Source organism: Sandaracinobacteroides hominis (assembly GCF_016464365.1).
GTDB lineage: Bacteria > Pseudomonadota > Alphaproteobacteria > Sphingomonadales > Sphingomonadaceae > Sandaracinobacteroides > Sandaracinobacteroides hominis.
The window spans coordinates 217,214-237,578 of sequence record NZ_JADCUC010000003.1; the positions used below are offsets into that span (position 1 = coordinate 217,214).

Consider the following 20,365-nt stretch of genomic DNA (forward strand, 5'->3'; position numbering starts at 1 on the left):
CCGGATGCACGGGACAGATCTGCCCGCCAGGGTGGAGGGGCAGCGCCCCTTCAAATCACCCGAAAGCCGCAATCAACCCCGCCGCATCACCACCGGCAGCTCCCGGAACCCATGCACGAACGACGAGTACACCCGCTTCGGTTCGCCCACCACCTCCACGGCCATCTTCCGCTTGTGCATCTCTTCCAGCAGGATGTTGATCTGCAGTTCCGCCAGCCGCGCACCCACGCAGCGGTGGATGCCAAACCCAAAGCTCAGATGCCGCCGCGAATTTTCCCGCGTCGGGTCGAACAGATTGCCATTGGGGAATATCGTCTCGTCGCGGTTCGCCGACAGATACCACAGCACCAGCTTCTCGCCGGCGCGGATCGTCTGCCCGCCCACCTCGAAATCCTCCAGCGCCGTCCGCCGCATATGCGCCAGCGGCGTCTGCCAGCGAATCAGCTCGGAAACCGCGTTCGGGATCAGCTCCGGGTTGGCCATCATCTTCTGCCAGCCCTCGGGGTGCAGATGCTGCACCATTGCTGCGCCAGACATGCTGTTGCGCGTCGTGTCGTTCCCACCCACGATCAGCAGCACCAGATTGCCCAGATACTCCTGCGGCGTCATGTTCTTCGTCGCGTCGGAGTGGATCATCATCGAGATCAGGTCCGGCGCCGGCTCCTTGTTGGCGCGCTCGTTCCACAGGTTGGTGAAATAGCCGACCATCTCATACAGCGTCGCCCAGCGTGCCTTGTCCTTTTCCTCGTTCTCGATGGCTTCGAAATCGGTCGCCGCATCCGACCATTTCGTCAGCAGCCGCCGATCTTCCCAGGGGAAGTCAAACAGCAGCGCCAGCATGCCGGTCGTCAGCTCGATCGAAACCTTGTCGGTCCAGTCAAAGCGCTCGCCAACCGGCAGGCTGTCCAGCAGCTCGGCGGTGCGGCGGCGAATATCGGCCTTCTGCCGCTCCATTTCGGCCGGCGTAAAGGCCGGCGCCACGGTCCGGCGCTGCCCGGTATGCTGCGGCCGGTCCATGGCGATGAACATCGGCATCGGCGGCTCTTCCTGGTTGTCCTGCCGGTCGGCGATCGTGATTCCGCCCTTCTCCCAGCTCGAAGAAAAGATGTCGGGCCGCCCCTCCACTTCCATGATGTGCTGGTGCGAAACCACATTCCAATAGGGGCCATAGATGGATTCCGGGCACCAGTGCACAGGCCCCTCGGCCCGCATCGCGGCGAAATCCTTCAGAACGCGGTCGTAATTGTCTTGCCAGCGATGCGGTTCCCCCACATCCAGGATGTCCAGCGCCAAACCGGTTTCGCGCGCAAGCGTAGCCATAGTCTCACTCCCCAGTGAATTGGGGCTGAGCCTAACTCAGATCACGTCCGAGTCAACCCAGTGCGGAGTACTACTCCGCATAATTCGACGAATGCCAATTGTCTTGCGCTGGCCTGCGGCCAGCTCCGCGCATTAGCGCGGGCGCGCAGTCGCGCTTGCGGGCTATGCCCGTCATGCCTACGGCGCTCCGCGCCGGTTCCTCGCATTAGCTCCGACGGCCGGTCGGCCTTGCGGGCTACGCCCGGGGTTTAGCCATCGGCGGCCGGCGCAGGCACCCGCTTCTTCTCCCATTCCGCAACCACCGCCGTCGCCACCGCATTTCCCACCACATTCGTCGCCGAACGCCCCATGTCCAGGAAATGGTCCACCGCCAGAATCAGGATCAGCCCGGCCTCGGGAATGTTGAACTGCCCCAGCGTCGCCGCGATCACCACCAGGCTCGCCCGCGGCACCCCGGCCATCCCCTTCGACGTCACCATCAGGATCAGCAGCATCGTCACTTCCTGCGCGATGCTGAGATCGATGCCATAGGCCTGCGCGATGAAGATCGTCGCAAAGGCGCAATACATCATCGACCCATCCAGATTGAACGAATAGCCCAGCGGCAGCACAAAGCTCGAAATCTTCCGCGGCACCCCCACCCGATCCAGGGCGTCCAAAGTCCGCGGATAGGCCGCCTCCGAACTCGCCGTCGTGAATGCCAGCACGATCGGATCGCGAATCTCCGCCGCCAGCCGCAGCACCGGCTTCATCCCGATCACCAGCCCGCCGGCAAACAGGATCGTCGCCATCAGCAGCACCAGCGCCACGTAGAACCCGCCCATGAACGCGCCATAGGTGACCAGCACCCCCAGCCCGCGCTCCGAAATCGTTGCCGTCACCGCCGCAAACACCGCCAGCGGCGCAAAGCGCATCACATAGCCGGTCACGATCAGCATCAGGTGCATCAAGGCGTCCATCGCCTTCAACAGCGGCGCCCCCTTCTCCCCCATGGCCGACAAGGCGATCCCGGCAAAGATCGAGAACACCACGATCTGCAGGATATGGTTCCCCGCCATCGCTTCGAAGATCGACTTCGGCACCAGATCGGTGAAGAACTTCTTCGCATCAAAGCCCTGGGAGTGGATGCCGCTGTCCGCCAGCACCGGCGGCAGGGGCAGGTCCAGCCCCACACCCGGCTGCAACCAGTTCACCGCAATGATGCCGATGGTGATCGAAACGAACGACGCGGCGATAAACCAGGCAATCGCCCGCCCGCCGATCCGCCCCAGCGCGCTCGCATCGCCCCCCATATGGCCGATGCCCGAAATCAGCGCCGCCAGCACCAGCGGCGCAATGATCATCTTGATCATCCGCAGGAACAGGTCGGTCACGATGGAGAGGTAATAGACAACTTCCTTCGCCTCGTCGGGCGATGCCGTCCGATGCACCACAAATCCCGCCACCAGCCCCAGCGCCAGCGCACCCAGGATCCACCACGTAAGTTTATTACCCATTCCGACAACTAGTCAGGTTGCCTAGCCCGCCGCAAGAGCCATAGGTTCACCGACATGGCCCAAGGAACCCACGATTTCGTCGCCGATCCGCGCAACGCGGACATCCTCATCAACATCAACGGAGCGCTGATCCCCCGCGCGCAGGCAACCGTCTCCGTCTTCGACAGCGGCTTCATGCTGGGCGACGGCGTCTGGGAAGGCCTGCGCGTCCACGCCGGCCGAATCGCCTTCCTCGATCAGCATCTCGATCGCCTGTGGGAAGGCGCAAAAGCCATAGCCATGAACGTCGGCGTCACCCGCGAAGAACTCGAACAGCGCCTCTACGCCACCATAGACGCCAACAACATGACCAGCTGCCACATCCGCCTCATGGTCACCCGCGGCATCCGCTCCACCCCCTATCAGGATCCGCGCGTCGTCGTTTCTCCCGCCACCATCGTCATCATCGCCGAGCACAAGGACCCGCTCCCGGCAACGCTGGAGCGCGGCATCCGCCTGTTCACCGTCCACGTCCGCCGCGGCTACCCCGACGTGCAGGACCAGAAGCTCAACTCCCATTCCAAGCTCAACTGCATCACCGCCTGCATCCAGGCGACCGAGGCGGGCGCCGACGAAGCGCTGATGCTCGATCCACACGGCTTCGTCGCCACCTGCAACTCCACCCATTTCTTCATCGTCAAGCGCAACCGCCGCGGCCAGCAGGAGGTCTGGACCAGCACCGGCGACTATTGCCTCGGCGGCATCACCCGCGGCAACGTCATCCGCCTCTGCGAAGACAACAACATCCCCGTGTTCGAGAAAAACTTCTCCCTCACAGACGTTTACGGTGCCGATGAAGCCTTCGTCACCGGCACCTTCGCCGGCGTGGTCCCCGTCACCAGCATAGACGGCCGCCAGCTCACGGAAGGTCGCGGCCCGATGGTCGAGCGCCTGCAAACCCTCTACAAGGCCTATGCCACGGCCGATACCGAAGGGCGCCTCCGGCCATGAAGCGCATTGCCCCCACCCGCATAGCCCCTACCCGCATTGCCATGTGGTCAGGCCCGCGCAACCTCTCCACCGCCATGCTGCGCAGCTTCGGCGCCCGGCCAGACACGGCCGTCTCCGACGAACCCTATTACGGCGCCTACCTGAAACTGACCGGCGACCCGCAACCAATGGCCGCCGACGTCATCGCCGACATGGATTGCGACTGGGCCAGCATCACCCGCACCCTCTCCGGCCCTGTTCCCGGCGAAAAGCCCATCTGGTATCAAAAGCATATGGCCCACCATATGGAAGGGCCGATCGGCATCGCCGATCTCCCCACCCACAGCCACGCCTTCCTCATCCGTGACCCCGTCCGCGTCGTCGCCAGCTACGCCGAGAAGCGCGAAGCCGTCCGTCCCGAACATCTCGGCCTCGCCCGCCAGCGCCGATGGTTCGACGAGCTCGCCGATACGCTCGGCCACGCCCCGCCCGTGGTCGACAGCGCCGACATCCTCGCCAACCCCGAAGCCACCCTCACCGCGCTGTGCGCCGCCCTGAACATCCCCTGGAGCCCGCACATGCTCCACTGGCTCCCCGGCCGCCGCGAGACCGACGGCATCTGGGCCAGCCACTGGTACGCCAGCGTCGAGGCCAGCACCGGCTTCGGCCCGCCCCCCGGCGCCCTCCCCCGGCTGACGCCCGAAGCACAAGCCATCGCCGACGCCTGCGCCGCCGACTACGCCCATCTCCACCAGTTCAGGATCACCGCATGAGCCGCACCTACACCGCCATCCTCTTCGATTTCGGCGGCGTCATCACCTCGTCCCCCTTCGACGCCTTCAACCGCTACGAAGCCCAGCGCGGCCTGCCGCACAATTTCATCCGCACGGTGAACGCCACCAACCCGGACAGCAACGCCTGGGCCAGATTCGAACGCAGCGAAATCACCGCCGAGCAGTTCGACCAGATCTTCACCGCGGAGGCCGACGCGCTGGGCCAGGAAGTGCGCGGCGCAGACGTAATCGCCCTCCTAGCAGGCGACATCCGCCCCCGCATGGTAGCCGCCCTCGATACGCTGAAGGCCCAGGGCTACAAGCTCGGCTGCATCACCAACAACGCCCCGACAGGTCACGGCCCCGGCATGACCGCCAACGCCGAAAAGGCCAACGCCATCGCCGAGGTCATGCAACGCTTCGACCACATCATCGAAAGCTCCAAAGCCGGCATCCGCAAACCCGATCCGCGCATCTACACCAGGATGACCGAAGCCCTCGGCGTAGCACCCGCCGAATGCATCTACCTCGACGACCTCGGCATAAACTGCAAACCCGCCGCAACGCTGGGCATGACGGCAATCAAGGTGAACGGCGAGGAACAGGCGCTGGAGGATCTGAACAAGCTCCTGGGCACGCGGCTCTAGGACCTGATCCCGGGCCCATTTCGCCGCGCACGCCGGGCTTGCCGCAGATCAGCCGCGCCAACCCGCACAACCTTGCGCCCCATCTCCCCAAAACCGATATACATTGCCTGAAACAAAGGACCCAGCATGAGCGTCGCCTTCCGGCGAGAGAGCGACGAAGAGCATCTCGAGCCAAAATTCGAAATCCCCATCCCCCCCGGCCCCAATCTCGTGACGGCACGGGGGCTGGAACTCGTCCGGGAGAGAGCAGCCGCCCTGGAAGCGCTCGTCCAAACCCTCCCGGCGGGCCAACCGCTGGACGCCGCAAAGCGCGACCTGCGCTATTGGCAAACCCGTCAGGCCACCGCCCAGCCAGCGCCCATCCCAACCGGCGCCACGGTCGAGTTCGGCACCACCGTCACCTACCGGCTGAACGGCAAGGAACGCACCCTCACCCTCGTGGGAGACGACGAAGCAGACCCCGCTGCCGGCCTGATTTCCTTCTCGGCTCCACTCGCCCGCGCCATGATGCACGCCGAACAGGACGATCTTGTCCCCTATGGCGGAAAGCCGGATGCGATCGAAATCCTCGCGATCGAAGTGCGGCCGTAAAGCCCCGCGCTATTCCTTCGCGGGGCTCTCGGCAGGCACCTTGCCCTTGGTGGATGGATTGGACGCATTCTGCTTGGGGCCCTTGTTCGCCTTCGGCTTTCGCGCTTCCTTGGTCGATCGTTGCTGACCCTTCGCCACCGTCACTCTCCCCGCTGAACACCCGATCGTCTCAATCTAGCCGAAACCGAATGCCGTGGCGCGCGCAATCTCGCGCGGACCGCAAATGAGCGCGGTCCGCCATTGACACCCCCGATATCCGATTACATTCTTGCTGGCCTGTCGGGGGAAAAGCGGATGATCAAGACAACTGCGTTCAAAAGCCTTTCAGCCCTCATCTGCCTGCTGGCGGCGGTCTCCGCCACTGCCCAGTCCCCGCTCGCGAACGACCCGATGGCAAACAATGCCGCAGGCCTTGCCCCTGCCGGAGACACGGCCTCGCAAATCGCCTTCGCCTACGCCGATCGCGACGAGGATCTCGTCATCAGCTGGGAGGAGTATCGCAACCGTGCCATGCGCCTGTTCGGCCATGTCGACGCCAACAACGACGGCATCCTGCAGGTCGCGGAACTACAGGCTCTCGCCGGCCCCAGCGCTCCGAAGCCGGCAGCAGACATCAGCGCCGCCACGTTCAACGCCGCGATGCGCAAGCTGTTCGATTCCGGCGATGCAAACAAGGACGGCGCACTTACGCCCGCCGAATGGCACGACACCATCCGCCCCAGCCGCGCTTTCTGAGAGACCGAAGCCATGCACATGATCCGCACCGGAGCAGCCATCCTCGCCGCCTTCGCCCTTGCGGCCCCCGCCCTCGCCGATACCATCACCTGCGAATCCGACGGGCGCGAGCGCTACTGCGCCGCAAACACCCGCGGCGGCGTCTATCTCTCCAACCAGCTCAGCCGCAACGGCTGCTACCAGGGCGATACCTGGGGCTACGACGGCAATGGCATCTGGGTCTCCGGCGGTTGCCGCGCGGAGTTCCAGACCGGCTACAGCGGCAACAACTGGCATGGCGACAATGATTATTATTCAGGCCAGGATCGCAGCAAGAACAACGACGGCGCAGCAGCAGCCGTCGCCATCGGCGCCATCCTCGGTGCGGCCCTGATCGCCTCCGCCGCCAGCAACAAGAAGCAGCAGTCCGGTTCCACCGATTATCAATCCAACTGGAACAACGGCTGCAACGCCGCCCGGCAGGACAAATCCCGCAGCATGAGCCGCGACTACAGCCGCCACGGCTCCAGCTTCAACAGCCGCAGCGAGCAGGCCTATTCCTCCGGCTACAGCAGCTGCTGGTCGGGGCGCTGATCCGCGCCAGCGCCCGGCCAATGCTGCGCTGTGCCGCGCCTGTTCCGCAGGCTCCGAAAAGCGCCCGTTGTCCGATCTCCCCAACCCTGCGACTATCCTGTCGATACTGGGCGCGGGGAGAAGCCGATGTATGACCTCATCATCCGGGGCGGCACCGTCCACGACGGCACCGGCGCCCCGCCGCGCCACGCCGACATCGCCATCCTCGACGGCCGCATAGCCGCCATCGGCGACATCCCCGGCACCGCCACGGAAACGCTCGATGCCACCGGCCTCCTCGTCACCCCCGGCTTCGTCGACGTCCACACCCACTTCGACGGCCAGGTCACCTGGGACAGTCATCTCGCCCCCTCCTCCGGCCACGGCGTCACCACCGCCGTGATGGGCAATTGCGGCGTCGGCTTCGCGCCCTGCCGCCCGCACCAGCGCGACACCCTCGTGAAGCTGATGGAAGGCATCGAGGACATCCCCGAAATCGTCATGGTCGAAGGCCTGCCGTGGAACTGGGAAACCTTCCCCGAATATCTCGAAGCCCTCGATCAGCGCCGCTTCGACATCGACGTCGCAACGCAAATCCCGCACTCGGCGCTCCGCGTCTATGTGATGGGCGATCGCGCCGCCGCGAAGGAGCCGCCCACCGCCGAAGACCTCGCCGCCATGCGCGCCCTCGTCACCGAGGGGATCAACGCCGGCGCCTTCGGCGTCACCACTTCGCGCAACGTCATGCACCGCACCCGCGCCGGCGATCTTGCCCCCAGCCTCTTCTCCGACGTCGATGAACTCTGCGCACTGGCCGGCGGCCTCTCGGACGCCGATGCCGGCGTCTTCCAGATCATCCCGGCGCCAGCGGAGCCCGCCGAAACCGAATTCGCCGTGCTCCGGCAGGTCGCCGAAACCAGCGGCCGCCCGCTTTCCTTCACCCTGCTCGACGTCCCCGGCCAACCCGGCGAGGGCTGGCGCCACCATCTGAAGGGGCTGGAGCAGGCCGCAGCCGACGGCCTCACCATGCGCGGCCAGGTCGCCCCGCGCCCGGTCGGCATGTTCTTCGGCCTCGATCTGACGCTGCACCATTTCAGCAGCCACCCCAGCTACAAGGAAATCGCCGACCTGCCGCTCGCCGAGCGCGTCGCGATCCTGCGCGACCCGGCCTTCCGCGCCCGGCTGCTCTCCGAACAGCCTGAAAACACCAATCCCACCACCCTCGTCCTGATCGATGCCTTCCGCGGTTCCTACCAGTGGGGCGATCTCCCCGATTATGAACCCCGGCGCGAGGACCGTGTCGATTGTCGCGCCCGCGCCGCCGGGCTGACGCTCTCGGAATATGCCTACGACGCCCTCCTCGCCAACGAGGGCCAGGCCGTCTTCTATCTGCCCGCCGCCAACTATACCGAGGGCAATCTGAAACCGGTGCGCGAAATGCTCGGCCACCCCTCCACCGTCATGGCGCTGGCGGATGGCGGCGCCCACTATGGCCTCATCTGCGACGCCAGCTTCCCCACCTTCTTCCTGCAGCGCTGGGCGCGCGACGCCGCCGCGGACGAACGCATCGAACTCGCAGACGCAATCGCCGAACTCACCAGCCGCCCCGCCGCCCTCATCGGCATGTCCGATCGCGGCCGCCTCGAAACAGGCCTCAAGGCCGACATCAACCTCATAGACCTGGACGCTCTGAAGGTCCTCGTCCCCACCGTGGAGTACGACCTCCCGGCAGGCGGCAAGCGCATGCACCAGCGCGTGGAAGGCATCGCTGCCACCATCGTCTCCGGCAAGGTCACCTGGCGCAACGGCCAGCCCACCGGCGAACTCCCCGGCCGGCTCGTCAGGCGGGGAGCAGCCGCCGCCGCCTGAGGCTCCACCCGATCACCCCAAAGCCGGCCAGCATCATCGCCCAGGCCGCAGGCTCCGGCGCACCGGCCCCCATCGGCATGTCAAAGACCAGCCTTGATGTCTCCTTGTGGTCCTTGTCCGTCCAATAGGCATAGAGCAATGCATTCGGGAAAGCGCCACCCAGCGGCCCCAGCCCATCCAGCGTCATCGGATTGGGGAAGCTCTGAACGGGTGAGAAGAAATCCACCCGCCACAGTTTCGTCTTGTTGCCCAGCACGTCCTCGACCTCCACGTGCGAGCAGGCCCGGCCAGGCACCGGAAAGACGCCGGGCAAGGCGAAATCATCGCAACGCGGCTTGTCCTTGAAGAACATGTGCAGATCGAACGTGCCGGCCGGCGGGTTCAGCGTGGTGGCCGCCCAAAGCGGCGCCGGAACCATCCCGGCCATCAGTGCCAGGATGGAAATTCGTTGAAGGCCATGCATGCTGGCGCTCCTGCTTGCCGCCACACCCAGCCGACCCGATTGCCGACCAGCGCGACGACCCCCCGCAACGCCAACAGAAACCCGGCACGGTCATAGCAGAAATTCCCCGGCAGTCCTATCACGCCCTACGTCGACCGACGTTTCGCCCGCCGGCACAGCCAGAACAGCAGCAACAGGTTGATCGCCGGCGCGGCAACGGCTCCCCACATCCCGAACGGCGCCGGCAGGCCGCCCGCCAGCATCGCCCATGGTTGCCCCAGCAGGATCAGGTAAACCGCCGCCAGCCCATCCGGCGGCATGCCGAACAGCCCCTTCGTCCCCACCAGCGCCACCGTCAGCGCCAGTCCATAGAGCAGCACAAAGCCCCAAACGACGATCCGGCACATCAGCCGCATCGGCCGTCTATTTCGGCGGCCACTCCGGTTTTCCGGCCGGAGCATTCGCAGGGGCCGAATCCGCCGGTGCATCGGCTGCAGAAGCCGGCTCTGCCGTACGTGCAGAAGGCCTTGCCGCAGCCGCTCCCGGCATCGCCGACGTCGCCATCGGCTTGGACAGCGAGAAGCCCTTTGTGACCGGCGCTTCCTTCGTCTCCGGCCCTTCGGCGCGGCATGTACCGACGGCCTTCGCCGGCGTTTGCGGCTTGCCGGCCTCGGCCGGCGTTTGCCCCATGCCGGCGATGCCGGCCGCAGCCTTCACGCCTTCCTGCCCCGTCGCGTCAGCCGTCTTCGCCGTCGGCGCGCAGGCAACCACCGGCTCCGTCCCCGCCACCTGCGCTGCTTTGACCGCCGCAGGCGCCTGCGCCACGGCTCCGGTCACCGGCAGCAAGGCCGCCAGCAACAATGCTCCAGGAAGCTGCCTCATTTCTTCGGTGGCCACTCAGGTTGGCCGGCAGGCGCCGCTGCCGCGTCGGCAGCTGGGGCAGCATCGGCAGCACCATTCGCCATCGCAGCTGCATCAGCCGGCACCTCGGCTGCCGGGTTGACCACCGCATCGGCCTGCACCGCCGTATCAGCGGCACTCTCCTGCGCCTCAGAAGCGCTCGATTCCGTCTTCGGCGGCGTACACGCCCCCAGCGCTCCCGCCAGCAGCAGCACCGTCCACATCCTGTTATCCATCATCTGCCCCCTGTCCCGGCAGCCGCCTGCCCTGGCGCCTGCGCGTTCTGAGTCGAAATCTTCCCACAGGTCTCCGCCAAGTCAAGGATTCGCCTGCTCCGATACGCTGGCACCCATTCCGAACGCGCCTCGCCCCAGCGTAGCATTCTCAACACCCGATCATACCAGGTATATTTCTTCTCCAGCTGGAACAGGCTGTAGAGCACCAACCCTTCCCGGCAGCGCACATGGGCGGAAAAGATCAGCTCCTCCTTTTCCTTCGACTCCAGGATGATCGTCAGCCCCCGGTCGCTTCGGCTGATCGTCCGCGCCACTGCGTCCGGTGGGATCTCGCGATAATTGCCGCCGATGAAGTTCGCGCGCGGCACAGCTCCCAGCCCCTCACGGATCGGCAGCATCAGCTTGCGGTTGCGCCGGTCCGCGCTCGATCGCGACCGTGCCAGTTCTTCCTCGCTCAGCGGGTCGGGCACCCGCGGCTTCTCCTTCACCGCCAGCTCCGACAGCGTCAGCAGATAGGGCTGGTCGTCAAAGCTCAGCCCGGTTTCGCCCACGTTGGTGACGCTGATGGTGATGAACAACCGCACCCAGCGCTGGTCGATCGGCGCCACCCGCAGATCCTGATCGATCTCGATCTTGCCCGCATCCGGCCGCTCGAAGAAAAACCACAGCCCGGCAACGACAATGCCCAGGATCGTCAGCAAGGCCTGCCAATCCTGCAAATGCTGGCTGGTAACCCAGCCCGGGCGGTATTTGCGTGCCAGCAGGAAACCCAGGATCATTGCCCCCGCAAGCAGGAGGAAAACCCAGGTCATCGCGCCTCAGGCCGCCTTCACAACTGCCCGCCGCCTGCGATCAAAGCTGGAGGCAATGCCCATCGCCTCGCGATATTTGGTCACCGTCCGCCGCGCGAGATCATAGCCATCCTTCTTCAACAGCTCGACCAGCTTGTCGTCCGACAGCGGCTTCAGCGGCTCTTCCCCCTCGATCAGCGCCTTCAACCGCTGCCGCACCGCTTCGGCCGAAGCATCTCCGCCGCCGCCCGCCGAATGGATGGCCGTGGTGAAGAAATATTTCAGCTCGAACACGCCCCGGTCGCAGGAGAGATATTTGTTGCTCGTCACCCGGCTCACCGTCGATTCATGCATCTCGATGGTATCGGCGATCTGCTTCAGCGTCAGCGGCTTCAGGTGCGAGACGCCCTTTTCGAAGAACATCGCCTGTTCCTCCACCAGCGCCATCGCCACCTTCATGATGGTGGTCGCCCGCTGGTCCAGCGCCTTCATCAGCCAGTGCGCCTGGCTCACACAGCTGTCCAGAAACTGCCGCTCGGGTTTCGCCTTCGCTGCGCCGCTATTCCCGCCCACATGCGTCGCATGTGCCGCGATCCGCGCCTGATACTGCCGGTTCACGATCAGCCGGGGAAGCGTCCCGCTGTTCAGCTCCACGGTCCAGCCTTTCGCCGTTCGCCGCACGAAGATGTCGGGCACCACAGGCACCGTCCGCCCGCCGCCATGGACAAGGCCGGGCTTCGGATTATAGCCGCGCAGCTCGCGCAGCATGTCGGCCAGATCCTCGGCATCCACACTGCACAGCCGCCGGAGCTGGGCGAGATCGCCCCGCGCCACCAGATCCAGATTGTCGATCAGCGCCGCCATGCACGGATCGTACCGGTCGGCCTCCTTCGCCTGCAACGCAATGCACTCGGCGAGATTGCGCGCGCCGACGCCGGTCGGCTCGAACCCCTGCACGATCGCCAGCACCGCCTCGACCGCCTCCGGCTCCATCCCCAACCGGCCTGCAATCGCCTCCACCGGCTCGGTCAGATATCCCGCCTCGTCGATCAGCGAAATGATGTGCAGGGCAATCGCCAGATCCGCGCCAGACAAGCGCATCGCCTGCCGCTCCAGCACTTCCGCCAGCGTCAGCTCGTCGGCGGCAATCTGGTCGAAGCTGAAATCTTCCGAAGGCTCCGCCGCCCGCCCGGTGTCGGCAATGCTGTCCTGATGAAAGCGCTCCTCGGCATAATCGATATCCAGGTCATCCGCCCGATGCGCGCCGTCGTCGGCCGCCAGCTCGGTGTCCATGTCACCCGGATCGTTGTTCGCCGCTGCCGGCGGATTTTCCGAGTCCGGGTTGCCCCCATTGTCAGCGCCGCCGCCCTCGCCGTCGTCGGCCAGCTCCAGCAGCGGGTTCCGATCCAGCTCAGCCGCGATCTCCGCATGCAGCTCCAGGTTCGAAAGGGTCAACAGCTTGATCGCCGCCTGCAGCTGCGGCGAAATGACGAGCGTCTGGCTCGTCCTCAGATCAAGGCGCGGACCCAGTGCCATCCCGGCCTACCGACCCCTCCCGGCAGCAAACCGCATCACAGGCCACATCACAGTCCACGTCACAGGGCAAAATCCTGGCCCAGATAGACCTGGCGCACCGTCTCGTCCTTCACCAGCGCTTCCGGCGTCCCTTCGAACAGCACCCGGCCATCATAGATGATGCAGGCGCGGTCGACGATTTCCAGCGTCTCGCGGACATTGTGGTCGGTGATCAGCACGCCGATGTCGCGATCGGCCAGATGCGAAACCAGCGTCCGGATATCGGAAATGGAAATCGGATCGATGCCGGCAAAGGGCTCGTCCAGCAGCATGATCGACGGCGAAGCGGCGAGCGCCCGGGCAATCTCGCAACGCCGCCGCTCGCCGCCCGACAGCGCCATTGCCGGCGCCGAGCGCAGGCGGGCGATGTTGAACTCGGCCAGCAGCTGCTCCAGCCGCGCGGCCCGCGCCTCGGGATCGGGCTCCGAAACCTCCAGCACGGCAGAGATATTGTCCTCCACCGTAAGGCCACGGAAAATCGAGGTTTCCTGCGGCAGATAGCCCAGCCCCAGCGCCGCGCGCCGGTACATGGGCAGGCGGGTGATATCCACCCCGTCCAGCAGGATGCGCCCCTGATCCGGGGCGGCAAGGCCCATGATCGAATAGAAACAGGTGGTTTTCCCGGCGCCGTTCGGCCCCAGCAGGCCAACAACCTCGCCGCGGTTCACCGACAGCGAAACATCGCGAAGCACCACCCGCTTGTCGTAGGATTTGCCGATCGAAACCACAGCGAGCCCGGAATCGGGGTGGGTTTCATGAGCGTCGTCCCGTTCTGCTACCAGGCTAGCCAGAGTGCGGCCCTTTCAGTCTCTGTGTTCGCTGCACGCGCCGGTTGGCGCGATTCTTGCTGTTGGGAGCAAACTATAGACTGGGAGTCAGCGGTTCAAGCCGCCCGATAGGCAAAGCGCCCGTTTTGGCGGATTCATCCAAAGGCGGCTGCGATTAGCGCAAAGCGCTAACTCGCAGACTCGCCGAAGGACCGGCCGGCGGCGGATCTCTATCCGCGGCCCGTCCGACGGCGCGGCTATGCCGCGTACTTTCTTCTGGACGACAGGGCCCCCCAACCGGACTCGGCGGGTCCCCCGCCGGCCGGGTGGGGGGCGGGCCGCTAGCGCAGGCCTACGCGGACAAGCGCGGCCGGCGGGAAACCCGCCGAGTCCGCTCCGATACGAGAAGACAGAAACGAAAAAGGGCAGGCCAAGCCTGCCCCCGTCGGACTGGCCGGGGATAGAGACCCCCGGCTCAGCCGGCTGTCGCTACACGCGAGTCTGCGGGCCTTCCCGCGATTGCTGCGCAATCGCGGTCCAGGCCGCAGCCGCTTAGTAGCTGTAGTACATATCAAACTCGACCGGGCTCGGCGTCATCTCCCACCTTGCCACATCCTCCATCTTCAACTCGATGTAGGAATCGATCTGCTCGTCGGTAAACACGCCACCCTTGGTCAGGAACGAACGGCCCTTGTCCAGCGCCGTCAGGGCCTCGCGCAGCGATCCGCACACCGTCGGAACCTTCTTCAGTTCCTTCGGCGGCAGGTCATACAGGTTCTTGTCCATCGCCGGGCCGGGGTGGATCTTGTTCTCGATACCATCCAGGCCCGCCATCATCAGGGCCGCATAGCAGAGATAGGGGTTGGCCATCGCATCGGGGAAGCGCACTTCGACGCGCTTCGCCTTGGCGCCGGCGCCATAGGGGATGCGGCACGAAGCCGAACGGTTGCGGCCCGAATAGGCCAGCAGAACCGGGGCTTCATAGCCCGGAACCAGCCGCTTGTAGCTGTTGGTCGTCGGGTTGGTGAAGGCGTTGCAGGCCTTCGCGTGCTTGATGATGCCGCCGATGAAATACAGCGCCAGCTCGGAAAGGCCCGCATAGCCTTCGCCCGCGAACAGCGGCTTGCCCTTGGCCCAGATCGACAGGTGGGTGTGCATGCCCGATCCGTTGTCTTCCTTGATCGGCTTCGGCATGAAGGTCGCCGTCTTGCCATAGGCCTGCGCCACCATGTGCACGACATACTTATAGATCTGCATGCGGTCGGCGGTGGTCGTCAGCGTGCCGAATTCCAAGCCCAGCTCGTGCTGCGCGGCCGCCACTTCATGGTGATGCTTGTCGCAGGGCAGGCCCATGTCCAGCATGGTCTGCACCATCTCGGCCCGGATGTCGGTGGCGCTGTCCACCGGCGCCACGGGGAAATAACCGCCCTTGGCCCGCGGGCGGTGGCCCAGATTGCCTTCCTCATAGCTGCGGCCGGTGTTGGTCGGCAGCTCGATATCGTCCAGGCTATAGAAGCTGGTGTTGTAGGCCTGTCCGAACTTCACGTCGTCGAACATGAAGAATTCGGCTTCCGGCCCGATATAGACGGTGTCGCCGATACCGGTGGACTTCAGATAGGCCTCGGCGCGCTTCGCGGTCGAGCGCGGATCGCGGGCATACAGCTCGCCGGTCGAAGGCTCCACCACGTCGCAGAACAGCACCAGCATCGGCGTGGCGCTGAACGGATCGACATAGACGGCGTCCAGATCCGGCTTCAGGATCATGTCGCTTTCGTTGATCACCTTCCAGCCGGCGATCGACGAACCGTCGAACATGAAGCCTTCTTCCAGATTGTCCTCGTCGATGACGCGCTTTGCCATCGTCAGGTGCTGCCACTTGCCCTTGGGATCGGTGAAGCGAAGATCGACCCACTCGATCTCCTTTTCCTTGATCATCTTCAGGATGTCGCTCGGCTTGTTACCCATGAATGTCCTCGCTGGTATAAGGTTTGGGGAGGTATTCGGTCAGCGCCCCGGCCCGTTTCCGGCGGCAGGGGCGCCGCAAATTCAGATGGCGTCCAGGTCCGTCTCGCCGGTGCGGATGCGCACCGCCTTGTCGATCGTGGAGACAAAGATCTTGCCGTCGCCGATGCGGCCGGTGCGAGCGGCAGTGGCGATCGCCTCCACCACGCGGTCAACCTGGCCGTCGTCCACAACCACTTCCAGCCGCACCTTGGGCAGGAAGTCGACGATATACTCGGCGCCACGATACAGTTCGGTATGGCCCTTCTGCCGGCCGAAACCCTTGGCTTCGGTGACGGTGATGCCGGAAACGCCGATTTCGTGCAGCGCCTCCTTCACTTCATCCAGCTTGAACGGCTTGATGATGGCTTCGACCTTTTTCATGTGTCCGGAAGACTCCCTCGCCGCCGGGCAGATAGCCCGGCAATAGATACCCCCTCAGTTCAGCAAGTGCCGTGCCAACCGCCACCTCGCAGGCAGCAGCGTTGTCGCAGGCATGGATTCCTGCCCAATTTGTCGGCAGACTGATGAAAATTGGGGCAATCTGCAGCAAGGTAGCCATCCGATGCGCCAGAATCTGGCCGAAGCCATGCCGTTCGCCATGCTTCTTGGCCTTCAGCTCCCCGAAACCCGCATCCGCCGCCCCGACGGCAAGGACGTCGCGCTCGTCACCCAGACCCAGCTGGTGCTCTAGCGCGCGTCCGCTTCGACCCGCGGGATCTCACCCAGGGACGTATCCGCACTCTCCGGCTTCCAGCCCTGCCCCGGGCGGAAGATGGTATCGCGGCCCGCCATGATGTCGCCAGACGCCACCTGCAGCGCCAGCCGCTCATTGTCGCGCCGCACATATTCGGCGGTCAGCGCTTCCACCGTTTCCTCCGGCGTCCCCAGCTCGCGCAGCGCCGTCCGCCCCACCTCCAGCGCACTGTGGAACAGCTCGCGGACCGCATGGTCGAAATCGGCCGCCATCAGCCGCATGTAGTGCAGCCGGTCGTGCGCACGGACAATGATGGTCAGATGCGGAAAGGCATGTCGGACGGCATCCAGCCGGTGCGGCTCCCAGGCACCTCCCGTCGTCACGATCAGCATCTGCGCGTCAGCCGCACCGGCCGCCCGCAGCACGTCAGGCCGGAAACCGTCGCCATAATAGACCTTCCAGCCGAACTTGCTCGATTGCTCGATCTGGTCGGGCTTGGTGTCGATCAGCACGACTTCCAGCCCGCGGGCGTGCAACAACTGCGTGACGATCTGCCCGAAACGGCCATAGCCCAGCACGATCACGGTGCCGTGCGAAGCGCTTTCAGGCCCCTCCAGCCCGTCCGGACTGGCGCCCGCCTCAGCTCCGAAAAACTGGCGATAGGCCGTCATCAGCACCAGCGATCCCAGCATGGAGAGCGTCACCACCGCCGTGAACAGCGAGGCGGCTTCCGGCCGGATCAGCAGTCCGGCTACAGCGGCAGACAGCAGCACAAAGGCGAATTCCCCACCCTGGCTCAGCGTCAGGCCCATCGGCAGCGCCTTGTCCCAGCTGGAGCCGAACGATCGCGCCACCAGCGCGATCACCGCCGTCTTCACCACCAGCAGCGCCAGCACCAGCAGCAGCACCTGCCCCGGGTTCTGCAGCACCACCTGCAGGTTCAGCGTCATCCCCACCGCCAGGAAGAACAGCCCCAGCAGCAGGCCGCGGAACGGCTCGATATCGGCTTCCAGCTCATGCCGATACGGGCTGTCGGCCAGCATCACCCCGGCGATGAAGGCGCCCAGCGCCATCGAAAGCCCGAAGCTTGCCATAAGATAGGATGCGCCCAGCACCGTCAGCAGCGCTGCGATCACGAAGATATCGCGCGTCCCCACCTGTCCGAACAACCGCAGGGCCGGGTTCAGAACGAACCGCCCCACCAGCACCAGCCCGGCAATGGCGGCAAGGCTGGTTCCCACCAGCGTCCAGCCCTCCGGCGCATCCGGATTGGGCGTCCGCGACAACGCGTTGACGATGATCAGCAGCGGCACGATCGCCAGATCCTGCAGCAGCAGGATGGAAAAGGTCCGCTCGCCCTCGCGGGTGTTCAGTTGCCCCTTTTCCTGCAGATACTGCACCACCAGCGCCGTCGAGGACAGCCCCAGCGCCAACCCCACCACCAGCGCCGATTCCCAGGTCAGGCTGGTAAGCAGCAGCAGCATCCCAGTCAGCGCCAGCCCGCACAGCACCACCTGCGCCGTTCCCATGCCAAAAATGTCGCGCCGCAGGGCCCACAACCTCGAAGGCTGCAGCTCCAGCCCGATCACGAACAGCAGCAGCACGATGCCATATTCACCGAACTGCAGAATATCCTCGGTCTCTGAAATCAGCCCGAAACCCGAAGGCCCGATCAGCATTCCCGCCGTCAGATAGCCCAGCACCGCTCCCAGCTTGAAGCGGCTGAACAGCGGCACCATCACGGCAGCGGCGGCGAGAAACACCACCGCTTCCTTCAGCATGCCGGTGTCCGTTGCCCCCGCCACCCGCTCAGCCCGCCGGAACGGTCTGGGCCTCGGCGGCTGCCGCAGAGGCCGCCTCGAACGCCAGCAGGATCGAGGCATGCCGCGCCGGATTCGCACGTGCCGGTTCGAACAGTTCAAGGTCCGGGAAACGCCTCGCCAGGACCTCCGGCAACGGCCCATCGCCCTTCAGCCAGTCGCGCAACAGCGCATGCGCCTGCGCCAGAGAAGCCGAAGATTCGCCGATCACGGCGCCCCCCAGGATCGCGGCAGAGGCCTGGCCCAGCGCGCAGGCCCGCACCTCCTGCCCAAAGCCCGCGATCGCCCCCTCGGCGTCCAGCACCACGTCCGCCGTCACCCGGCTCCCGCAAACCGCAGAGGTGCGCTGCGCCGTACCTTCGGGGTTCGGCAACCGCTCGGCAAGCGGGATCGAAGCCGCAAGCCGCAGGATCCGGGCGTTGTAGAGCGGCATGTCCATCCACGCATCTATATGGAGCAGGTCAGGATTTGGTAAAGGCTCCAATATAGCGCGGCAGCAGAAAAGCCCGGATCAGCGACACCGGCAGGGTGATCTCATACGCCCCCTCCGCCCAGGGCCCCGCCTCATAGGGCGGCACCAGCACACGGAACCTTTCGATCTGCCCTTCGCCCATAGGCACGATCGGATAGGCGGCCGGGTCCAGGCAATCGGCAAAATTGCTGCCCAGCTGGCCGCCGCGCTTCTCCTTGCGCGCCTCGTCCAGCGCCTTGCAAAAGGCCGGCTTTACCGCAGCCATCGCCGCCTTCGGGTCGGCAAACAGCTGGCCGAAGGCAAGGCGCTGCTCGGCGCTCCGGTCCCAGATCACCGATTTGAACAGCATGTTGCCATGTGCCCCGCCGGTGAATTCATAATGTTTGGTGGAAAGCGCCAGCAGCAGGTCGGTCTCCGCTTCCGGTTGCCAGCTTTCCATCCACAGGCTCTGGAACTGGCGGCTGCCCGGGGGCGCGGCATCCTTCGCCTGCGCAATCGCCTTTTCGCGATCCGCCAGCGCTTCCTTGCGCATCAACCGCACCAGCGCCGGCTCCAGCGAAGCCTCCGGCGCCAGCGCCCAGCGAAAGCGCAGCGTCGGCGCTTCATAGCGCACCAGCAGGTCGGATGCCGGAAGCTCGGGATCGAACGCAGCAGGCGGCGATGCCGGAGTTCCGGAGGCAGGCTTTTGCGCCAGCGCCGGCGAAGCCAGCAGCAACGCGATCATCAACGCCGTCATCCGCATCACTTGTCTCCGCTCAGCACGGCCAGCTGCTTGCCCGGCTCGCCCACCGCCAATGGCGCTTGCGTCACCAGCACGGTGATTCCCGGCACCAGCAGCCCCTTCAGTTGCGCATAATAGGCGTCCGGAACGCGAAAATTGGCAAGCGCATTCGGATCGATCGGCTTACCCGCCACATCGCCCTGCCCCGGCACGTCCACCCGGATCCACTGGATTCCCTCGCCAACGGCGCCGCTCGCCATGGTGTAAACGGCGGTCTGCGTCACATCCTTCGGGATTTCCACCGGCGTGCGGCCGATCTCCACGCCATTGCGCAGGATCACCCCCGCCTGATCGGAGCGCGAGATGACGATCGAGACCGGCCCCGCCGGCGACCGTTCGGGCGCGAAATAGCTGTCTCCGGCACCGGCGGGCGCCGCCCCGGGCGCCATCACGCCGGCGCTGGTGCCCTTGCTCGGGGATGCAGCCTTGCCGGTCACGATCACCGTCATCCCCACCTGCGTCGCGCCAAACAGCAGCCGCGCGAATTCATAGGGCATGTGCACGCAGCCATGGCTTTCGGGATAACCCGGAAGCCCGCCCGCATGCAGCGCCACCCCGTCCATGGTAAAGCGCTGGGTAAAGGGCATGGCGGCGTTGTTATACTTGTTGCTGTGATGGTTGGCGTCCTTGAAGTTCACCTTGAAGACGCCATCCGGCGTTTCATGCCCGGCCTTGCCGGTGGAAACCGTGGTAACGCCAATGCGGATGCCGTTGCGGTAAACGGTCGCCACCTGCGCCGACAGGTCCACCAGCACCATGATCGGCCCGGTGGGCGCAATCGACGGCGCCCACACCCACTGGCCGGGCTTCAGCTCATTCGCCATCCGCGCCAGCTCGACCGGCGAAGACGTCTTGGAGCCCTGCGCGTAAAGGGCGCCGGGCTGGGCCAGCAACAGCAGCGCGAACAGGTGCAGATGCAATTTCACAGGCG

General features: G+C 65.3%; 23 protein-coding genes and 1 pseudogene. 8 read left to right on the forward strand and 16 right to left on the reverse strand.

The window, feature by feature from the left end:
* Positions 1 to 72 precede the first annotated feature (72 nt).
* The gene (locus IM784_RS08325; RefSeq protein WP_199554854.1) at positions 73 to 1,320 is read right to left on the reverse strand and encodes a cytochrome P450; all 1,248 of its coding nucleotides are present in this window, start codon (positions 1,318 to 1,320) and stop codon (positions 73 to 75) included.
* Between the two features lie 248 nt (positions 1,321 to 1,568).
* Positions 1,569 to 2,816 (reverse strand): dicarboxylate/amino acid:cation symporter, encoded by a 1,248-nt coding sequence (locus IM784_RS08330; protein WP_199554855.1) that lies wholly within the window; start codon positions 2,814 to 2,816, stop codon positions 1,569 to 1,571.
* A 54-nt stretch (positions 2,817 to 2,870) separates the two neighbouring features.
* Between IM784_RS08330 and IM784_RS08335 the strand changes: the two genes are divergently transcribed.
* From IM784_RS08335 to IM784_RS08350, 4 genes are all read left to right on the forward strand, one after another.
* Positions 2,871 to 3,806: an aminotransferase class IV gene (locus IM784_RS08335; protein ID WP_199554856.1), complete on the forward strand. Its 936-nt coding sequence runs from the start codon at positions 2,871 to 2,873 to the stop codon at positions 3,804 to 3,806.
* A complete protein-coding gene (locus IM784_RS08340) occupies positions 3,803 to 4,558 on the forward strand; it encodes a sulfotransferase (RefSeq protein ID WP_235976712.1) in 756 nt (251 codons plus the stop codon). Before IM784_RS08335 ends, IM784_RS08340 begins: the two co-directional genes overlap by 4 nt.
* Complete coding sequence (locus tag IM784_RS08345; protein WP_199554857.1) at positions 4,555 to 5,205, forward strand: HAD-IA family hydrolase; 651 nt, start codon at positions 4,555 to 4,557, stop codon at positions 5,203 to 5,205. Before IM784_RS08340 ends, IM784_RS08345 begins: the two co-directional genes overlap by 4 nt.
* 126 nt (positions 5,206 to 5,331) lie before the next feature.
* On the forward strand, positions 5,332 to 5,796 hold the full coding sequence (locus IM784_RS08350) for a GreA/GreB family elongation factor (protein WP_199554858.1): 465 nt from the start codon (positions 5,332 to 5,334) through the stop codon (positions 5,794 to 5,796).
* Between the two features lie 9 nt (positions 5,797 to 5,805).
* On the opposite strand, the gene IM784_RS17425 is transcribed toward IM784_RS08350, so the two are convergent.
* Positions 5,806 to 5,934, reverse strand: coding sequence for a hypothetical protein (locus IM784_RS17425; RefSeq protein WP_268920827.1), 129 nt, complete (start codon positions 5,932 to 5,934; stop codon positions 5,806 to 5,808).
* A gap of 156 nt (positions 5,935 to 6,090) precedes the next feature.
* Here IM784_RS17425 and IM784_RS08355 point away from each other — a divergent pair, with 156 nt between their 5' ends.
* The 3 genes from IM784_RS08355 to IM784_RS08365 all read left to right on the forward strand — a co-directional run bounded on the left by IM784_RS08355 (position 6,091) and on the right by IM784_RS08365 (position 8,952).
* The gene (locus IM784_RS08355; protein WP_199554859.1) at positions 6,091 to 6,531 is read left to right on the forward strand and encodes an EF-hand domain-containing protein; all 441 of its coding nucleotides are present in this window, start codon (positions 6,091 to 6,093) and stop codon (positions 6,529 to 6,531) included.
* Positions 6,532 to 6,543: 12 nt separating this feature from the next.
* The gene (locus IM784_RS08360; RefSeq protein WP_199554860.1) at positions 6,544 to 7,104 is read left to right on the forward strand and encodes a DUF3011 domain-containing protein; all 561 of its coding nucleotides are present in this window, start codon (positions 6,544 to 6,546) and stop codon (positions 7,102 to 7,104) included.
* Between the two features lie 126 nt (positions 7,105 to 7,230).
* Positions 7,231 to 8,952 carry an N-acyl-D-amino-acid deacylase family protein gene (locus tag IM784_RS08365; RefSeq protein WP_199554861.1) on the forward strand — a complete coding sequence of 574 codons (1,722 nt, stop codon included), beginning with the start codon at positions 7,231 to 7,233 and terminating at the stop codon, positions 8,950 to 8,952.
* On the opposite strand, the pseudogene IM784_RS17710 reads toward IM784_RS08365, so the two are convergent.
* The 9 genes and pseudogenes from IM784_RS17710 to IM784_RS08410 all read right to left on the reverse strand — a co-directional run.
* A pseudogene (locus IM784_RS17710) lies at positions 8,924 to 9,025 on the reverse strand (PEPxxWA-CTERM sorting domain-containing protein); the annotation flags it as partial. The gene IM784_RS08365 and the pseudogene IM784_RS17710 overlap by 29 nt on opposite strands.
* Before the next feature lie 515 nt (positions 9,026 to 9,540).
* Positions 9,541 to 9,810: a hypothetical protein gene (locus tag IM784_RS08375; RefSeq protein ID WP_199554863.1), complete on the reverse strand. Its 270-nt coding sequence runs from the start codon at positions 9,808 to 9,810 to the stop codon at positions 9,541 to 9,543.
* 7 nt (positions 9,811 to 9,817) lie between these two features.
* On the reverse strand, positions 9,818 to 10,276 hold the full coding sequence (locus IM784_RS08380; protein ID WP_199554864.1) for a hypothetical protein: 459 nt from the start codon (positions 10,274 to 10,276) through the stop codon (positions 9,818 to 9,820).
* Complete coding sequence (locus tag IM784_RS08385; RefSeq protein ID WP_199554865.1) at positions 10,273 to 10,533, reverse strand: hypothetical protein; 261 nt, start codon at positions 10,531 to 10,533, stop codon at positions 10,273 to 10,275. Before IM784_RS08385 ends, IM784_RS08380 begins: the two co-directional genes overlap by 4 nt.
* Complete coding sequence (locus tag IM784_RS08390; RefSeq protein ID WP_199554866.1) at positions 10,530 to 11,309, reverse strand: hypothetical protein; 780 nt, start codon at positions 11,307 to 11,309, stop codon at positions 10,530 to 10,532. The genes IM784_RS08385 and IM784_RS08390 overlap by 4 nt, the downstream gene beginning before the upstream one ends.
* A 39-nt stretch (positions 11,310 to 11,348) precedes the next feature.
* Complete coding sequence (rpoN, locus tag IM784_RS08395) at positions 11,349 to 12,857, reverse strand: RNA polymerase factor sigma-54 (protein ID WP_199554867.1); 1,509 nt, start codon at positions 12,855 to 12,857, stop codon at positions 11,349 to 11,351.
* A gap of 59 nt (positions 12,858 to 12,916) precedes the next feature.
* Positions 12,917 to 13,687, reverse strand: coding sequence for an LPS export ABC transporter ATP-binding protein (gene lptB, locus IM784_RS08400; protein WP_199555068.1), 771 nt, complete (start codon positions 13,685 to 13,687; stop codon positions 12,917 to 12,919).
* Between the two features lie 528 nt (positions 13,688 to 14,215).
* The gene (glnA, locus tag IM784_RS08405; protein ID WP_199554868.1) at positions 14,216 to 15,628 is read right to left on the reverse strand and encodes a type I glutamate--ammonia ligase; all 1,413 of its coding nucleotides are present in this window, start codon (positions 15,626 to 15,628) and stop codon (positions 14,216 to 14,218) included.
* 81 nt (positions 15,629 to 15,709) lie between these two features.
* Positions 15,710 to 16,048, reverse strand: coding sequence for a P-II family nitrogen regulator (locus tag IM784_RS08410; RefSeq protein ID WP_199554869.1), 339 nt, complete (start codon positions 16,046 to 16,048; stop codon positions 15,710 to 15,712).
* A 181-nt stretch (positions 16,049 to 16,229) separates the two neighbouring features.
* On the opposite strand from IM784_RS08410, the gene IM784_RS17430 reads away from it, so the two are divergent.
* Positions 16,230 to 16,358, forward strand: a complete 129-nt coding sequence (locus tag IM784_RS17430) for a hypothetical protein (protein ID WP_268920828.1) — start codon at positions 16,230 to 16,232, stop codon at positions 16,356 to 16,358.
* Here IM784_RS17430 and IM784_RS08415 read toward each other — a convergent pair.
* From IM784_RS08415 to IM784_RS08430, 4 genes are read right to left on the reverse strand one after another with little or no spacing between them, the layout of a single operon-like run.
* Complete coding sequence (locus tag IM784_RS08415) at positions 16,355 to 18,142, reverse strand: monovalent cation:proton antiporter-2 (CPA2) family protein (RefSeq protein WP_235976714.1); 1,788 nt, start codon at positions 18,140 to 18,142, stop codon at positions 16,355 to 16,357. The two genes, IM784_RS17430 and IM784_RS08415, sit on opposite strands and share 4 nt — an antisense overlap.
* 28 nt (positions 18,143 to 18,170) lie before the next feature.
* A complete protein-coding gene (locus IM784_RS08420; RefSeq protein ID WP_199554871.1) occupies positions 18,171 to 18,620 on the reverse strand; it encodes an iron-sulfur cluster assembly scaffold protein in 450 nt (149 codons plus the stop codon).
* 22 nt (positions 18,621 to 18,642) lie between these two features.
* Positions 18,643 to 19,395, reverse strand: a complete 753-nt coding sequence (locus IM784_RS08425) for a polysaccharide deacetylase family protein (protein WP_199554872.1) — start codon at positions 19,393 to 19,395, stop codon at positions 18,643 to 18,645.
* The gene (locus tag IM784_RS08430; RefSeq protein WP_328799487.1) at positions 19,395 to 20,360 is read right to left on the reverse strand and encodes a L,D-transpeptidase family protein; all 966 of its coding nucleotides are present in this window, start codon (positions 20,358 to 20,360) and stop codon (positions 19,395 to 19,397) included. Before IM784_RS08430 ends, IM784_RS08425 begins: the two co-directional genes overlap by 1 nt.
* Positions 20,361 to 20,365 lie beyond the last annotated feature (5 nt).

What these genes read in the sequence shown, in the direction of transcription:
- IM784_RS08325 (WP_199554854.1), bottom strand. Translation starts at nt 1,320, where the DNA reads ATGGCTACGCTTGCGCGCGAAACCGGTTTGGCGCTGGACATCCTGGAT.
- IM784_RS08330 (WP_199554855.1), bottom strand. Translation starts at nt 2,816, where the DNA reads ATGGGTAATAAACTTACGTGGTGGATCCTGGGTGCGCTGGCGCTGGGG.
- IM784_RS08335 (WP_199554856.1), top strand. Translation starts at nt 2,871, where the DNA reads ATGGCCCAAGGAACCCACGATTTCGTCGCCGATCCGCGCAACGCGGAC.
- IM784_RS08340 (WP_235976712.1), top strand. Translation starts at nt 3,803, where the DNA reads ATGAAGCGCATTGCCCCCACCCGCATAGCCCCTACCCGCATTGCCATG.
- IM784_RS08345 (WP_199554857.1), top strand. Translation starts at nt 4,555, where the DNA reads ATGAGCCGCACCTACACCGCCATCCTCTTCGATTTCGGCGGCGTCATC.
- IM784_RS08350 (WP_199554858.1), top strand. Translation starts at nt 5,332, where the DNA reads ATGAGCGTCGCCTTCCGGCGAGAGAGCGACGAAGAGCATCTCGAGCCA.
- IM784_RS08355 (WP_199554859.1), top strand. Translation starts at nt 6,091, where the DNA reads ATGATCAAGACAACTGCGTTCAAAAGCCTTTCAGCCCTCATCTGCCTG.
- IM784_RS08360 (WP_199554860.1), top strand. Translation starts at nt 6,544, where the DNA reads ATGCACATGATCCGCACCGGAGCAGCCATCCTCGCCGCCTTCGCCCTT.
- IM784_RS08365 (WP_199554861.1), top strand. Translation starts at nt 7,231, where the DNA reads ATGTATGACCTCATCATCCGGGGCGGCACCGTCCACGACGGCACCGGC.
- IM784_RS08375 (WP_199554863.1), bottom strand. Translation starts at nt 9,810, where the DNA reads ATGCGGCTGATGTGCCGGATCGTCGTTTGGGGCTTTGTGCTGCTCTAT.
- IM784_RS08380 (WP_199554864.1), bottom strand. Translation starts at nt 10,276, where the DNA reads ATGAGGCAGCTTCCTGGAGCATTGTTGCTGGCGGCCTTGCTGCCGGTG.
- IM784_RS08385 (WP_199554865.1), bottom strand. Translation starts at nt 10,533, where the DNA reads ATGATGGATAACAGGATGTGGACGGTGCTGCTGCTGGCGGGAGCGCTG.
- IM784_RS08390 (WP_199554866.1), bottom strand. Translation starts at nt 11,309, where the DNA reads ATGATCCTGGGTTTCCTGCTGGCACGCAAATACCGCCCGGGCTGGGTT.
- rpoN (WP_199554867.1), bottom strand. Translation starts at nt 12,857, where the DNA reads ATGGCACTGGGTCCGCGCCTTGATCTGAGGACGAGCCAGACGCTCGTC.
- glnA (WP_199554868.1), bottom strand. Translation starts at nt 15,628, where the DNA reads ATGGGTAACAAGCCGAGCGACATCCTGAAGATGATCAAGGAAAAGGAG.
- IM784_RS08410 (WP_199554869.1), bottom strand. Translation starts at nt 16,048, where the DNA reads ATGAAAAAGGTCGAAGCCATCATCAAGCCGTTCAAGCTGGATGAAGTG.
- IM784_RS17430 (WP_268920828.1), top strand. Translation starts at nt 16,230, where the DNA reads ATGCGCCAGAATCTGGCCGAAGCCATGCCGTTCGCCATGCTTCTTGGC.
- IM784_RS08415 (WP_235976714.1), bottom strand. Translation starts at nt 18,142, where the DNA reads ATGCTGAAGGAAGCGGTGGTGTTTCTCGCCGCCGCTGCCGTGATGGTG.
- IM784_RS08420 (WP_199554871.1), bottom strand. Translation starts at nt 18,620, where the DNA reads ATGGACATGCCGCTCTACAACGCCCGGATCCTGCGGCTTGCGGCTTCG.
- IM784_RS08425 (WP_199554872.1), bottom strand. Translation starts at nt 19,395, where the DNA reads ATGCGGATGACGGCGTTGATGATCGCGTTGCTGCTGGCTTCGCCGGCG.